Raw genomic sequence first — 14,327 nt, 5'->3', positions numbered from 1 at the left:
TACATTATGCAGCCCCGGATACATTTCATAAAAAGTTAAAACTACAGGGGAATATACAGGGAGATATTCCCTACTTCGTGCTGGCCGGTACCCTTCAGGGAGGCGCTTTGTGTTTTCTGCGTATAGGCTAGGATGAAACGGCGGAATGCGACTGTAACGCCGTAGTCTATCCTGGATACCCAGGGATTAAGGGTAGCCGTTTTAAAGGATTTGTTGAATTCAAAACGGCTGTTGCGCCAGCTGAAAAGCCCTCCTTCCAGCAAGGCGTTGTACCAGGTATATTCTACCGTTGGACGGAGAAATGCGTATACCTGGAACCGCTTTTCATGCTGCCCGCTGCCTGGACGGAAACCGAAATAAGGATTCATATGGCCTACACGGAGGGTGCTATGTACGGCGGCGCCGTCCAGCATGGTCCCCGCATAGGCGGATGCGCCTGCGATCAGCTCCAGGGCAGGGCCTGGCTGCCAGATCATTTTCTCAAACGTAAAATTGTAGTTGAGCAGCGGCGCATTGGGCAGCTGGTTATCCCAGCCCCTGGGATGCTCAAAGCCGGCGATATTATGGATCCAGGTTTGCAGCTCTTTTCCGAAAGCCCAGGGGCCCATCACCCCCATGATCAGTTCTGACTGCAGGCTGAACTTCCTTTCCGGATCATAGGAATCCAGCCCATGGGCCAGGAACAGCGCTGCCGTATAAGAATAATCATTAGGCCGGTATTTGGGGTCTTTGATATCAGATGGAGTGATCATGATATGCATCAGGCTCCAGTGCGAGGTATTGATGGCATCTTTACCGGTGCGTGGCAACAGCCATTTATCTACAAAGCGGGGCGCTTTCTGCCGCTGATAAAAGTAATCAAGCCGGGTGCCATTGGTATAAGATTCGTCGGTGCCTTTACCGCGAACGTTCATAAAATCGTTGTCCTCATAAATACGCAGCATCCTGTGAATGCTGTCTGAGGTGCTGATCACCTGGCTGCTTGCTCTTACAGCCAATAATAAGATTGTCATGCCAATCATTAATGCTCTCATAACCAACCTGTTTATATTTGGTTCAGTTTATCGTTCGCAGTTGCAGGCAGGTAAACAGACTGTCTGCGCTGAGGTTCAGCACAGGCTGGTCGTACAATATCATGACAGTTGCAGGTGTACAGGGATCACAGTTGACAGGAGGTAAAAAAGGGCGCAATAACTATGCCTACGGTCGATGGTCTAAAGTTACGATTTAGATAAGATAACGCTATAAATTTTTAGCATGCCGCTAACATTCCCATATTTTTTACTTAATATGCAAATCGTTTCCGTATGAAAAACTGATACCCTATAAACACATTTCTTTTTTCTTAACCATTAAACCCAAATTGGTATGCAACCCAACAACCAAGCACAGAAACCCTTCTTTGCGAAGTTCCTGGAGAACCAGGCCAACGCCAAGGTAACTACCGCCCAACAGGAAGCAGGCCTTACTGCTGAACAGGCAGAAAGCCAGACCACTCTGAAGTTCCCTTCTGACTGGGACGAAGAGGATTGGTAGTAGTTTTTGCTGATTCTTATTGTAGCATGCAGCTACAGCTGCGTTTTTTTAACAATCTAAACCACTTTCATTTATGCAACCTAAACAAGAGGTGCAAAGGCCTTTCTTCGCCCAATTCCTGGAATCACAAACCAACAGAGAACAACAGTTTCCGCCCATCATTACCGGTAAATTAATAGACAGCCCCGGCGATGTAACGCAGAAATTCCCTTCTGATAACGACGAAGAATGGGAATCCTAGTTCGCGTAAGACTATTTTCAGTAACAAGCAATAGCCGCTGTGCTATTGCTTGTTTTTATTAATACAGACATGATACTTTGTATTACCCATTCGCAGGACCATTATACCATTGACCTGGTGCAGCAACACCTGGAAAAACTGGGATACCCCTCCTGGCGCTTCAATTCAGATACCTTCGGCACTACCTGCCACATTCGCTACACGCTGGATAAAGGGTCTGCGCAGCTGCGCCTGCATCAGCAGGGCCGTAGCATTCATGCGGCAGACATCAGCGGAGTATGGTACCGCAAGCTGTGGGCGCTGAGCACGCCTGCTGAACTTGATACGGCCTACCTGCCCGTGTTTAACAAAGAATACAACACTAACCTGCATATTTTCCTGGACGCATTGCGGCATAAACCCTGGATCAATAAAATAGCGGCAGACCATGCCGTCTGCAGCAATAAATTATGGCAGCTGGATGCTGCACAGCAAAGCGGCCTCACGGTACCGCACACACTCTTCAGTAACCAGGCTGATGATGTGCGCGCCTTTTATGAGCAATGCCAGGGCAACATCATCATGAAATTGCATGGCGCCCTTAGCAGGAGCATGAGCGGTGGAGGCGCTTTCTTTCCCACTACGCGCATCACCGCAGATCACCTTGCACAGCTGGATACCCTGGCCTACTGCCCGATGATCTTCCAGGAGTGTGTGCCCAAAAGTTATGAACTGCGCATCGCCTATGCAGATGGCGCTTTTTATACCGGTAAGATCAATGCTACCGGGGACGCAGACGGGCAAACAGACTGGCGGGCTGCCAATGCGCAGCTGCCCTGGCAACCTTATGAGCTGCCATCATTCATACAGGAAAAAATATATGCCCTTATGCAGCGGGTGGACCTCTGCTTTGGCGCTATTGATATGATACGGCGGCCCGACGGGGAATATGTGTTCCTGGAAGTGAACCCGCAGGGCGAATGGGGCATGCTGCAGAAATTCCTGGGCTACCCCATTGCACAAACAATCGCAGAAAAACTTGTAAACAAGATCCAACATGGCTAAAGAAAAGGTGATCATACTAACGCATTCAGCAGATAATATATCCGTAGATACCGTAAGCCGCTTTGTAAAGGAAGCGGGTGGAGAAGTGATACGCTTTAACGTAGATCAGTACCCTTTACATAACCGGCTCAGCTCCGTTTACCTGCAGGGGAAACAGGAGATCATCCTCGAAAATGAAAACGGCCTGCATACCCTGCACGATGCCGCAGGCATCTGGTACCGTCGCAGCTATAACATCGGTAAAGGACTGGATAAATTGATCGATAAGGAATTCCTGCCGGCCACCCTGCTGGAAAGTAAGCGTACCTTATTCGGCATGATAGAAGGCCTGGATATTTTCCAGCTCGAAAAGTATAGTGTGTACCGCCGGCTTGACAGTAAAGAAGAACAGCTGCGTATAGCCGCCGCCTGCGGACTGAACATACCTGCCACTTGTATCAGCAATGACGCAACCGTGATACGCCGTTTCATGCAGTCGGTAAATGCGCCGGTGATCACCAAAATGCAGAGTGCTTTTGCTATTTACCGCGAAGGCGAGGAACATGTGGTATTTACCAATGCGGTAGATGAATCACACCTCAACGAGCTGGAAAATGTACAATACTGCCCCATGGTATTCCAGGAAAGAATAGAAAAGCAGCTGGAGCTACGCATCAATATAGTTGGGCATGCCATCTTTGCCTTTAGCGTTAATTCTGCCGTGTCTGACCGTTCGGCTACCGACTGGCGTAAAGACGGCGCCGCCTTAGTGAATAGCTGGGAACCTTATGAGCTGCCGCAGGAGATCCGGCAAAAGCTGCTGGCCTGTATGGACGTATATGGGCTGAACTATGGAGCGATCGACCTGATCCTGTCGCCTGACAATCAATACTATTTCCTGGAAGTAAACGCTGCCGGCGAATTTTTCTGGCTGGACAAGCTTTGTGATCATGCCATTTCCCGCCAGATAGCACATGTATTATTAGGAAAGGCCAGCCGGCGATAAAACTGATTCAAATAATGTATTTTTGCTATCCATAGGATTTCGTCATCATTTACCTTATCTCATACAATCGGGTTTAGACATTGAATCTCAGGACATACATAGATAGCGGGGCGGTAGAGTGTTATCTGCTGGGTCTGGCCAGTGCGGAAGAAGAAGCGCTGCTGCATGAGATGCGGCGTTTGTATCCCGAGCTGGAGTCGGAGATCTCTGTTACGGCTTTCAAGCTGCAGGAAGCTGCCATGGAAGGAGGCATAAAGCCCCCCGGAGAAGTATGGGACAACATCATCCGCGAAGTACAAAAGGAGGAGCGGGAGGCGCAGCGGCAACGACGTTACCGCCGCAGGAGCGATGAGCCTGCCTATACGGTGATCAACCTGCAGGAAACCCCATCCAACAGGTATATGAAGGTAAGCATCTGGTGGCGCTGTGCTTTTATAGCCCTTTGTATGCTGGTAATGGCCTTGCTGGCCAGCAGCATTTATTTTTACAGGAAATACCATGAAATGGAAGAGCGTGTATTACAGCAGCATCCTTCCAATCAGTTATCACCTGCTTCAACAAAATAACCTGCAAGGGTGTTTAATTGGTATATTTCTTGCTTTTGCAAAATCTCAGAAAGAAACAGCTATTAAAATTTAAACCATAACAGATGAAGATGAGAAATCTTACACTGGCAACATTATGCCTTATCGTAGCATCCCTGTTCGCCGTTTCATGCGCTTCCTCTTCGGGGGCTGCCAGCTCTACTATCTCTAAGGGCAATGTGAGCGGCAACTGGGTAGTGACTGATATCCAGTTTGAGGGAATACCGGACAACAGTAAGGTAACGGTATTTGACGAGGCTTCTTATAGCTGCTTCAAAGGCAGCAACTGGGTATTACCGTCTAACGGTAAAGGTTCTTACACGCTGTCATCCACTTCAGATGGTTGTAGCACCGTATCGCAGCCTATCATGTGGTCTTTATACAAACAGGCCGGTGCTACCATGTTCCAGTTCAAGAAACTGTCTGAAGGGGTAAAGGCAAAAAATGTAACAGAAGGTTACCGCGTAGAGCTGAGCTCCGCAGATGGTAACAATATGGTGTGGAGGGCACCTGTAAATTTTGAAGGTAAGAACGCTTATATCGTATATACTTTACAGAAAAGCAGATAACGTCAGGTTTTAAATTTCACATAAGGTGAGGCGTACACTTGTTGTGCACCTCACCTTTCGTTTTTTACTTCCTTTCCGGCAAAGCGCATAAAGAGCTGGGCCAGTTTATCCTGCTGTCCCTGCAGGTGGGTGAACTGGAATTTACGCACCAGCTTAAAGTTCTTTACAGGTAATATTTTGAATTCGCCGGCTTCCAGTTCGCGGCTCACTGCCTGCAGTGAAAGAAAGGCAGCGCTGGGGGCATAATGCAGGTAGGATTTCATGCTTTCCGTACTGCTCATGTACATGGCAATATTCAGGTCCGTTAGTTTCAGCTTCAGGCGTTTGAGCTCTTCTATGATCACTTCCAGGGTACCGGATCCGTGCTCTCTTACCAGCAGCGGAATAGCTGCCAGGTCCTGCGCGCTGAGCGTATCCCCGTTACCGTAGTCATACTGCACATTGCCGATCAGCACTATCTCATCTTTTGCAAACTCCGTGTATTTCAGTTGCGGGTTCCTTGAGCTGCCTTCAATGATGCCCAGCTGAATGCTTTTTTCCAGGAGTGCCTGTTCTATCTGTTCCGTATTTCCGCTGATAAGGGATGTTTTTATCTCGGGATAGCGCTGGTTGAACCGGGCCAGCAGCGGTGGAATAAAGTACTGCGCAATGGTGGTGCTGGCGCCTATCTGCAGCCTGCCGCCCCTTTCATGTTTTAGCTGGTTGATCTCGTATTCCAGGCTGCGGTAGCTGCTGAAAATATCTTCTGCATGCCGCATTACGATCTTGCCTGCAGGCGTCACGGTGATCTTGTTGCCGATGCGTTCAAACAAGGCAATGCCCAGTTGCTGCTCCAGCTCATGAATATGTTTGGTGACCGCCGGCTGAGATATAAACAGTTCTTCCGCGGCTTTAGTAAAGCTGAGCCTTTTGGCCACCGTATAAAATACTTTTAACCTGAAATCAAGCATAAAGTGAAGTTAATCAAGAATTAATAAAAAAGGAGCTTCCGGAGAAGCCCCTCTTTACTTATAACAGTTTTAAACCTTACTTATTTCAGCTTTTCTTGGCGCCGTCTTTATTAGACTTGTAACGCATGTCCGGCGTGCCGTCTTTTTTTACCGGGCCTTTGGCGGTTGTTTTATTCACCTTATACCTTTTGTCTGGTGTACCGTCCTTTTTCACTGGTTTGTCGGCCGCTGTTGTTTGCTCGGTCTTGTCCTTTTTGTCAGCAGATTTCTTTTTAGCCGGGGTTTGTGCCATTGATACGGAGGCACTTATAAGCATGATCAGTATTCCGGTAAGTAGCCTTTTCATAAGAACATGATATTTTAGAAAAGTAAGATACGTAATAAAAAGTACTTTCCACGGAAAAACACGTAGAAATACGCTTGTAAGGCAGGTCACACGCGATGTACCTTTGTATTGTCCAATAAATGTAGTTAGCCCCGGTATTTCACCCCACTATTGATGCAGTGTAGTGAAAACATTTCTCAAACATCCTGTTAACCTCAAAAAATACCTATTGTTGCTAACGTGTCCGTCCCGCCCCAAGACGGACACTTTCTTTTTTATCAGTTACTGGTCTCTACCCACATCCCGTTATCCTTGATAAGGTTGATCAGCTCTGTTACGGCTACATCGCTGTTAAGGCCGCGTTTTACCACTTCTTTGCCCCTGTATAGCGTGATCTTGCCTACGCCGCTGCCTACATAACCAAAGTCGGCATCGGCCATTTCACCGGGACCGTTTACGATACAACCCATGATGGCAATCTTCACCCCTTTAAGATGGTTGGTAACGGCACGGATCTTAGCAGTTGTTTCCTGCAGGTCAAACAGGGTACGGCCGCAGGAAGGGCAGGAGATATATTCTGTTTTGGAAATACGGGTACGGGTAGCCTGCAGAATACCAAAAGCAATGGTATTGATACGGGCCATTCTTTCGGCAGAGTAAGGCTGTTCTCTGCCCGCAGTCAGGCAGATACCATCGCCCATACCGTCCAGCAGCAGTGCGCCGGTCTCTATGGCATAGTGCAGGAGTGTTTCATCCATATCGGAAGTTTTGCTGCTGCACAGCAGGATGATTGGCGTGCCTGTACGCTGCTCCATCAGTGTCATGATAAAGCGGCGCACTTCAGGCATAGCATGCTGGTTGTCTGGCGCCGAAATGCAGAGCACTGCGGTAGGATCATTTTGCAGTTTTTGCAGTAGCGCTGCTGAAGGCAGCTCTTTGCTGTGCACTTCCACCAGGTTCAACACAGCGGACCTTTCTCCTTCATGCAGGTAATCTGCCAGCGGGAGAGACGGGAAGTACTTGGTTTTATCACTGGCCTGTTTCCAGCTAGCGTAATTGGTGATCACCTTCAGGGTACCGGGTAATGCAAAAGGCAGGATGGTCTCAGAGAAGATGTAATCCGCTGCCTGGTCGGCAATGTTCCATTTGTCGGAAGGCTCGTCATATTGATAACCGATAGCTTCCAGCTGTTTCGGGGTGAGCCCGGATGTTGAAGGTTCCCGGAAATCAGCCACCACTACCGGTACCTGTTTAGCCCCTATATTATCTACCGCAATGGTTTCCCGGCGTTTGTAATCAAAAGGAGAATAAGGCAGCTGGTTAACCGGGGTGATGGCGGCATGGCCTTCGCGGTTAGTATAGCGCTTTACCAGGTCGCGGCATACGGGCAGCTCAAATTCCGGGTCTTCCGTCAGGGATACGCGGATGGTATCGCCCACGCCGTCTTCCAGGAGGGTGCCGATGCCTACGGCAGATTTGATACGGCCGTCTTCTCCGTCGCCCGCTTCTGTTACACCCAGGTGCAGGGGATAGCAGTGCCCCAGTTCCTGCTGCATGGTTTGCACCAGCAGGCGGTAGGCCTGTACCATTACCTGCGGGTTGCTGGATTTCATGCTCAGCACAATGTTGCGGTAATTCAGGTCTTCTGCAATGCGGAGAAATTCCATGGCGCTTTCCACCATGCCCATGGGGGTATCCCCGTAGCGACTCATGATCCGGTCGCTCAGGGAACCGTGGTTGGTGCCGATGCGCATGGCGGTGCCGTATTCCTTACAGATGTTCACCAGGGGGGTGAAGCGTTCGCGGATCCGGTCTATTTCCGCCAGGTATTCCGCGTCGGTATAATTGATGGTCTCGAATTTCTTTTTGTCTACATAGTTACCCGGGTTCACCCGCACCTTTTCCACAATACGGGCGGCAATTTCGGCCGCGTTGGGCGTGAAATGGATGTCCGCTACCAGGGGGGTGTGGTATCCTCTTTTACGGAGCTCATTTTTGATAGGGAGCAGGTTTTCCGCCTCATTCCTGCTGGGAGCGGTGATGCGCACCAGCTCGGCGCCGGCTTCGATACAGCGGATGGCCTGGGCAACAGTGCCCGCGGTATCCATGGTATCGGTGGTGGTCATGGTTTGGATACGGATAGGGTTGAAATTCCCGATAAGCAGGTCGCCCACCTTTACTTCCAGTGTGGGTAAGCGCTTATACGCTGTAAGTGAATGGCTATATAGCTGCATAGTGCTACAAAGGTAAATAAAAGAGTGGTCAGTGGTTAGTTGTCAGTTGTCAGTAACCGGAGTGATTTACTGTGTTAAATACTGTTAACTGACAACTGTCAAACGGCAACTATGTTATGAGTGGTAACCAGCATGGTCCTTATTGACGTAAATTCGAAACATGTTACACAAAGGTATTGACATACCCTATCAGCACCTGCCTTTTACCGGGCAGTTCAATATCTTTCAGCTGGGCAGCTTCAAAAATGAGCTGGCCCGACTCCCTCACCGCCATGACCATTACCAGGTGATCTGGTTTACCCAGGCCTGCGGGCAACATATCGTGGATTTTGTGTCGTACGAGCTGCAGGACAATATGCTGTTCCTGTTGCAGCCGGGCCAGGTGCACCAGCTGCTGGACTGCGGCAAAGAAGGCCACGCCATCACCTTTACAGAACAGTTCTACTTCAGCAACCGCCGGGAGCGGGAAACCATCTACGATTTTACTAACCTGTTCGACTGCTACGACGGCTATTCCCCCATCCGCATCAGCCAGCGCACGGCGCCCTCCCTGCAGCTACTGGCAGAGCTGATGTACCGGGAAAAGAGCGGTTCCGGCAGCCGGAGCATCATAAAACATTACCTGAGCGCCTTTTTACTGCAGGCAGAAAGGGAAAAGAAGCGGAATGCCGCCCAGGCCATTGCCCCCCTGCAGGGCGATGCCAGGATCGTGCACCTGCGCCAGCTGCTGGAAAAGAATTTCCGCGCCCAGCACCATGTTACCTTTTACGCCAACGCCTTCGCGCTTACCCCCAAACGCCTGAACGAGATCACCCGGGAGAAAACCGGTAAAACCGTTACAGACCTGCTGCATGACCGCCTGGTGCTGGAAGCTAAACGCAGCCTCTCCTTCAGCAAAAAGAGCATCAAAGAGATCAGTTACGAGCTAGGGTTTGAAGACCCGGCCTATTTTAGCCGCTTTTTCAAGAACCACACGGGCGTTGGGCCGCAGGAGTTCCGCGGAGCCGCCATCAGCAGCTGAGCAGTATTTTCTCTCATGTTCAAATAGTACAAGTTTATGGGTGTTTTGTCCAACCTAGGGTGAAGGGCCGCGGCTAACTTTGCGTTGACAAAAAGAGTCGTCAGTGGTTAGTCGTTAGTCGTTAGGATCAAAGCGAAGATATTCCTCCCGGTTAATCACTAACGACTAACGACTGACAACTGACGACTGTATCACTGTATGAACACCGGGAAACTCTTTTGCTTATTGATGATAGCGGCCGCAGGGGCAGTCCCCGCAGCCCGGGCCCAAAGCTCCGTATTGACCCTACAGCAGGCATTGCAAACGGGCCTGCAGCGCTATCAATCTATCCAGGCCAAAGAGAGCTATGTTCGTGCAGCCGCCGAAAATATCAGCGCCGTTAAACGGGAATACCTGCCAGACCTGAACCTGAACGCCCAGAACAGCTACGGCACCATCAACGGGCAGAACGGCCCTTTCTGGGGTTACAAAGGCTGGACCACCGGCGCCTCCGGTCAGCCTTTACCCACACAGAACTGGAACGCCGCCTTCGGAGGCCTTTACCTGGCCAATATCTCCTGGGACCTGGTGACCTTTGGTCGTCAGCAAGCCAAGGTAGCCGTGGCAAAGGAACAGCATGCCACCAACACGGCCGACCTGGAGCAGGAACGCTTTGAACAGCAAACCCGCATAGCAGGCGCTTATCTGAACTTATTGGCGGCGCAACGCCTGCGCCGTTCCATGGAAGCCAATCTTCGCCGTACAGAAGACCTGCAGCGCATGATCGTGGCACGCGCCCTGAACGGGCTGAATGCCGGGGTAGACAGCAGCATTGCCAACGCAGAAGTGTCTAAAGCAAGGCTCTCGCTGATAGATGCCGAGAACTATGAAGCTGCCCAAAGCAATAAGCTGGCGGAGATGATGGACGTGCCGCCGCAGCCTTTTATACTGGATACCTTCTTTGTGGCCCGCATCCCGCCAGAAATGATGCAGCCCCTGCCCACTACAGATTCCGTACTCAAAGAGCAGCCCTTACTGCGTTTATACCAGCACCGCATACTCCTGACGGAAAGCAATCGCCGCCTGATCAGCAGGAACGTGATGCCCAGGCTCAGTTTTATGGGCGTATTGCAAACCCGGGGCTCCGGCTTTGCCTATGATTACGGGGCAGCTACCGCAGATAAAGACCATTACAGCCAGGGCTGGTGGGATGGCGTGCACCCTACCCGTACCAATTACCTGCTGGGACTGAACCTTTCCTGGACCGTGACAGACCTCTTGCGCACACACGCACAGGTGGCCAGGGAAACCTATAACGCAGCCGGGTTAAAACATGAATACAGCCAGGTATATAGCCGGCTGCAGCATCAGCTGCAACTGGCCAATGAACAGCTGTCCAATGCAGTGCGCAAGTATGTGGAAGCACCCCTGGGCCTGAAAGCCGCAGGAGATGCTTTTCTGCAGAAGAGCACCCTGTATGAGAATGGCCTTTCCAACATTGCAGACCTGGCACAGGCGTTATACAATATCAATCGTGCAGAAACGGACCGCGACCTGGCCTACAACGGTGTATGGCAGGCGCTTTTATATAAGGCAGCGGTAACCGGAGATCTGAACATTTTCTTGAACCAGCTATGAACTTGATCAGGATAGCCTTACAAAAACCCATTTCCGTTCTCGTGATCGTGATCGGCCTGCTTTTCTTTGGCATCACCTCCATGCGAGATATCAAGATCGACATCTTCCCCGATCTGAACCTGCCTGCGATCTACGTATCGCAGCCTTACGGCGGGATGTCGCCCCAGCAGATGGAAGGGTTTATCTCTACCAACTACCAGAACCTGTTCCTGTACGTAACAGGTATCAAGGCTATTGAAACCAAGAATATTCAAGGGTTAACCATGCTTAAGCTCACCTTCTATGAAGGTACCAACATGTCCCAGGCGGCGTCGGAGGTAACGGCGATGGCTAATCGTGCATTTTCACAAATGCCGAATGGCACTCAACCACCGTTCATTATCCGTTTCGATGCCTCCACGCTGCCTATTGGGCAGTTGGCGCTGAGCAGTCCTACCCGTAGCAATAACGAATTACAGGACCTGGCCATGACGGTGGTACGACCCTCATTCTCCCGCGTTGCCGGTCTTACCTCACCGGCGGCCTTTGGTGGTAACAACCGCGCCATCGTGATAAGGGTAGATCCTGCCCAGATGCGCAGCCATCACCTTACACCGGATCAGATAGTAGCCGCCGTAAAAGATAACAACCAGATCTCTCCCTCCGGTAATGTGCGCATCGGCGATGTTACTTACCTCACGCCCGCCAATACCGTAGTGCGCAATTATAAGGACTTTGAAAACATTCCCCTGCTGATGGGCAACGGTCCTTCTGTATACCTGCGCGATGTGGCGCGGGTGGAAGACGCCGCTGATATCACCACCAGCTATGCCGTCATCAATGGCAAACGCTCCGTATACCTGCCGGTGATTAAAACCGCAGACGCCTCTACCTGGACAGTAGTAAAGAACCTGAAAGCCGCCCTGCCAGACATACAGGAGCTGCTGCCGCAAGACGTAAAAGTGATCTTCGAATTTGACCAGAGCGTATATGTAGTGAACGCCGTAAAGAGCCTGATCAGCGAAGGTGTGATCGGCGCCGTGCTTACCGGATTGATGGTGCTGCTGTTCCTGGGCGACAGGCGCAGTGCGCTGATCGTGATACTCACTATTCCCGTATCCATCATCATCGGGGTAATGGGACTTAAGCTGGCAGGGCAAACCATTAATATCATGACGCTGAGTGGGCTGGCCCTCGCCATCGGTGTATTGGTGGATGAATCTACCGTTACCATAGAGAACATCCATCAGCACCTGGAAATGGGTAAGCCCAAGGCAAAAGCCATATGGGATGCCTGTAAGGAAATAGCCTTCCCCAAGCTGCTGATCCTTTTTTGTATCCTCGCCGTATTTGCGCCTTCCTTTACCATGAAGGGAGTGCCGCGCGCTATGTTCCTGCCGCTGTCGCTGGCTATCGGCTTTTCCATGATCGCTTCTTATTTACTGTCGCAAACTTTAGTGCCGGTATTATCTAACTGGATCCTGAAACCGGAAAAGTTTGCTCAGCATCATGTAAAGGCAACCGCTGCTACCGGCAGTAAAACAGATGCCTATATTAACGAAGAGCTGCGCTATGAACAGCGCCATGTAAAGCAGATCTCGCGCTTTGAACGGTTCAAGCTGCGCTTCATGAGCCGCCTTGAAAAATTGATGCGATGGCGCAAGCCTGCCACCATCATTTACCTGGTGGGTGTGGCAGCGATTGTGGTATTATGTATCAGCATCATTGGCCGGGATATTCTTCCTAAACTCAATAACGGGCAGTTCCAGTTGCGGCTGAAAGCCAGGGAAGGCACCCGCCTTGAACGTACGGAAACCATGCTGCTGGATGCCGTGGACGTGCTGAAAGAAGTGGCCGGAGAAAAGAACATCGATATCACTTCCTCCTTTATAGGCACACATCCTTCTTCTTATTCAACCAGTCCGATCTACCTCTTCATGGCAGCGCCCAATGAAGCGGTGATGCAGGTAAACCTGGAAGAAGATTATAAAGTGAATATGGATGATTTCAAGGAGCGGCTGCGCAAACGCATTCACCAGCGGATGCCCGATGTGAAGATGACCTTTGAGCCCATTGACCTCACCGATAAAGTAATGAGCCAGGGCGCCGCTACGCCGATAGAAGTAGCGATTATGGGAAAGAACCTGGACGAAAGCAAGCCCTTTGCACAGAAAGTGCTGGAAGAAATGAAGAAGATACCCTACCTGCGGGACGTGCAGATCGTGCAGCCACTGAACTATCCGGCTATCCGTATCAACATAGACCGGGAAAGAGCAGGGCAATTGGGTGTGAGTATTACAGACATTTCAAAATCCTTGACGGCCGCCACTTCCTCCAGCCGCTTTACTGAAAAGAACATCTGGCTGGACGAGAAGAATGCCACTGCTTATTTTGTGCAGATCAGCATACCTGAAAATGAAATGAGCAGCATGAATGATATGGCCGCTATTCCAATCTCTAAAGACAGAACGCGTCCGCTGCTGGGTGATGTAGCAACCCTGGAGCCGGATACCGTTGCCGGAGAGTATGATCGCGTAGGGGCAGTACGCATCATCTCCATCGGCGCCAATGTGCACAAGCAGGATCTGGGTCAGGCGAGCAATGATGTGGATGCTGCTATTAAACGGGCAGGCAAGCCACCCAGGGGTATCAAAGTAGAAAAGCGCGGCCTTACCCAATTGCTGGACGAAACACTGGACAGCCTGCAAACAGGCCTGCTGGTGGCAGCTGTTGTGATATTGCTTTTACTGGCCGCCAACTTTCAGTCTTTTGGCGTTGCATTGGTTGTAGTAAGCGCCATACCCGCCGTACTGGCAGGATCGCTCATCATGTTGCTGCTGACCGGCTCTACTCTTAACCTGCAATCGTATATGGGCATGATCATGTCTGTAGGTGTATCGGTAGCCAATGCCGTATTGCTGGTAACCAATGCAGAAAAGCTACGGCTGGAGAACGGCGATGCACTGAAGTCGGCCATGGAAAGTGTATCCATCCGCCTGCGGCCCATCCTGATGACCACTATCGCGATGGTGGTGGGCATGGTGCCCATGGCCAGCGGTCTGGGTGAAGCCGGTGATCAGACCGCGCCGCTGGGCCGTGCCGTAATAGGTGGCCTGATCGCTTCTACATTTGCTTCCCTGCTCATATTGCCGCTGATTTTTGCCTGGGCACGACAGAAAGCCAGTACCAGATCAGTATCACTGGACCCGGAAGATGTGAACAGTCAATTTTATTATCAATAA

At 50.6% G+C, this 14,327-nt stretch carries 13 protein-coding genes; 9 read left to right on the top strand and 4 right to left on the bottom strand.

Annotated elements, in window-relative coordinates; translation table 11 throughout:
- Positions 1-41 precede the first annotated feature (41 nt).
- Positions 42-1,034 (bottom strand): lipid A deacylase LpxR family protein, encoded by a 993-nt coding sequence (locus tag ACR9Y8_RS16765; RefSeq protein ID WP_481214394.1) that lies wholly within the window; start codon positions 1,032-1,034, stop codon positions 42-44.
- 334 nt (positions 1,035-1,368) lie between these two features.
- Between ACR9Y8_RS16765 and ACR9Y8_RS16760 the strand changes: the two genes are divergently transcribed.
- The 6 genes from ACR9Y8_RS16760 to ACR9Y8_RS16735 all read left to right on the top strand — a co-directional run bounded on the left by ACR9Y8_RS16760 (position 1,369) and on the right by ACR9Y8_RS16735 (position 4,959).
- Positions 1,369-1,536 (top strand): microviridin/marinostatin family tricyclic proteinase inhibitor, encoded by a 168-nt coding sequence (locus ACR9Y8_RS16760; protein ID WP_298739456.1) that lies wholly within the window; start codon positions 1,369-1,371, stop codon positions 1,534-1,536.
- A gap of 73 nt (positions 1,537-1,609) precedes the next feature.
- On the top strand, positions 1,610-1,777 hold the full coding sequence (locus ACR9Y8_RS16755) for a microviridin/marinostatin family tricyclic proteinase inhibitor (RefSeq protein WP_481214393.1): 168 nt from the start codon (positions 1,610-1,612) through the stop codon (positions 1,775-1,777).
- A gap of 69 nt (positions 1,778-1,846) precedes the next feature.
- Complete coding sequence (locus ACR9Y8_RS16750) at positions 1,847-2,821, top strand: MvdC/MvdD family ATP grasp protein (RefSeq protein ID WP_481214392.1); 975 nt, start codon at positions 1,847-1,849, stop codon at positions 2,819-2,821.
- A complete protein-coding gene (locus ACR9Y8_RS16745) occupies positions 2,814-3,806 on the top strand; it encodes an MvdC/MvdD family ATP grasp protein (protein ID WP_481214391.1) in 993 nt (330 codons plus the stop codon). Before ACR9Y8_RS16750 ends, ACR9Y8_RS16745 begins: the two co-directional genes overlap by 8 nt.
- 80 nt (positions 3,807-3,886) lie before the next feature.
- Entirely contained in the window at positions 3,887-4,372 is a 486-nt protein-coding gene (locus ACR9Y8_RS16740) for a hypothetical protein (protein WP_481214390.1), read from the top strand.
- 83 nt (positions 4,373-4,455) lie between these two features.
- Entirely contained in the window at positions 4,456-4,959 is a 504-nt protein-coding gene (locus tag ACR9Y8_RS16735; RefSeq protein ID WP_481214389.1) for a hypothetical protein, read from the top strand.
- A gap of 50 nt (positions 4,960-5,009) precedes the next feature.
- Here the strand turns inward: ACR9Y8_RS16735 and ACR9Y8_RS16730 are convergent, their stop codons facing one another.
- From ACR9Y8_RS16730 to ispG, 3 genes are all read right to left on the bottom strand, one after another.
- Complete coding sequence (locus ACR9Y8_RS16730; RefSeq protein WP_481214388.1) at positions 5,010-5,909, bottom strand: LysR substrate-binding domain-containing protein; 900 nt, start codon at positions 5,907-5,909, stop codon at positions 5,010-5,012.
- An 85-nt stretch (positions 5,910-5,994) separates the two neighbouring features.
- Positions 5,995-6,255: a hypothetical protein gene (locus tag ACR9Y8_RS16725; protein ID WP_481214387.1), complete on the bottom strand. Its 261-nt coding sequence runs from the start codon at positions 6,253-6,255 to the stop codon at positions 5,995-5,997.
- Between the two features lie 257 nt (positions 6,256-6,512).
- Positions 6,513-8,468: a (E)-4-hydroxy-3-methylbut-2-enyl-diphosphate synthase gene (ispG, locus tag ACR9Y8_RS16720; protein WP_481214386.1), complete on the bottom strand. Its 1,956-nt coding sequence runs from the start codon at positions 8,466-8,468 to the stop codon at positions 6,513-6,515.
- 160 nt (positions 8,469-8,628) lie between these two features.
- Between ispG and ACR9Y8_RS16715 the strand changes: the two genes are divergently transcribed.
- The 3 genes from ACR9Y8_RS16715 to ACR9Y8_RS16705 all read left to right on the top strand — a co-directional run bounded on the left by ACR9Y8_RS16715 (position 8,629) and on the right by ACR9Y8_RS16705 (position 14,327).
- Positions 8,629-9,489: a helix-turn-helix domain-containing protein gene (locus tag ACR9Y8_RS16715; RefSeq protein ID WP_481214385.1), complete on the top strand. Its 861-nt coding sequence runs from the start codon at positions 8,629-8,631 to the stop codon at positions 9,487-9,489.
- 198 nt (positions 9,490-9,687) lie between these two features.
- A complete protein-coding gene (locus tag ACR9Y8_RS16710; protein ID WP_481214384.1) occupies positions 9,688-11,106 on the top strand; it encodes a TolC family protein in 1,419 nt (472 codons plus the stop codon).
- The gene (locus ACR9Y8_RS16705) at positions 11,103-14,327 is read left to right on the top strand and encodes an efflux RND transporter permease subunit (protein WP_481214383.1); all 3,225 of its coding nucleotides are present in this window, start codon (positions 11,103-11,105) and stop codon (positions 14,325-14,327) included. Before ACR9Y8_RS16710 ends, ACR9Y8_RS16705 begins: the two co-directional genes overlap by 4 nt.

Source organism: Chitinophaga sp. SVR4-12A (assembly GCF_056754765.1).
This window is presented reverse-complemented; position numbering and strand designations above follow the sequence as displayed.

Bases quoted from the DNA above. Each gene is read 5' to 3' on its own strand.
- ACR9Y8_RS16765 (WP_481214394.1), bottom strand. From the start codon at position 1,034: ATGAGAGCATTAATGATTGGCATGACAATCTTATTATTGGCTGTAAGA.
- ACR9Y8_RS16760 (WP_298739456.1), top strand. From the start codon at position 1,369: ATGCAACCCAACAACCAAGCACAGAAACCCTTCTTTGCGAAGTTCCTG.
- ACR9Y8_RS16755 (WP_481214393.1), top strand. From the start codon at position 1,610: ATGCAACCTAAACAAGAGGTGCAAAGGCCTTTCTTCGCCCAATTCCTG.
- ACR9Y8_RS16750 (WP_481214392.1), top strand. From the start codon at position 1,847: ATGATACTTTGTATTACCCATTCGCAGGACCATTATACCATTGACCTG.
- ACR9Y8_RS16745 (WP_481214391.1), top strand. From the start codon at position 2,814: ATGGCTAAAGAAAAGGTGATCATACTAACGCATTCAGCAGATAATATA.
- ACR9Y8_RS16735 (WP_481214389.1), top strand. From the start codon at position 4,456: ATGAAGATGAGAAATCTTACACTGGCAACATTATGCCTTATCGTAGCA.
- ACR9Y8_RS16730 (WP_481214388.1), bottom strand. From the start codon at position 5,909: ATGCTTGATTTCAGGTTAAAAGTATTTTATACGGTGGCCAAAAGGCTC.
- ACR9Y8_RS16725 (WP_481214387.1), bottom strand. From the start codon at position 6,255: ATGAAAAGGCTACTTACCGGAATACTGATCATGCTTATAAGTGCCTCC.
- ispG (WP_481214386.1), bottom strand. From the start codon at position 8,468: ATGCAGCTATATAGCCATTCACTTACAGCGTATAAGCGCTTACCCACA.
- ACR9Y8_RS16715 (WP_481214385.1), top strand. From the start codon at position 8,629: ATGTTACACAAAGGTATTGACATACCCTATCAGCACCTGCCTTTTACC.
- ACR9Y8_RS16710 (WP_481214384.1), top strand. From the start codon at position 9,688: ATGAACACCGGGAAACTCTTTTGCTTATTGATGATAGCGGCCGCAGGG.
- ACR9Y8_RS16705 (WP_481214383.1), top strand. From the start codon at position 11,103: ATGAACTTGATCAGGATAGCCTTACAAAAACCCATTTCCGTTCTCGTG.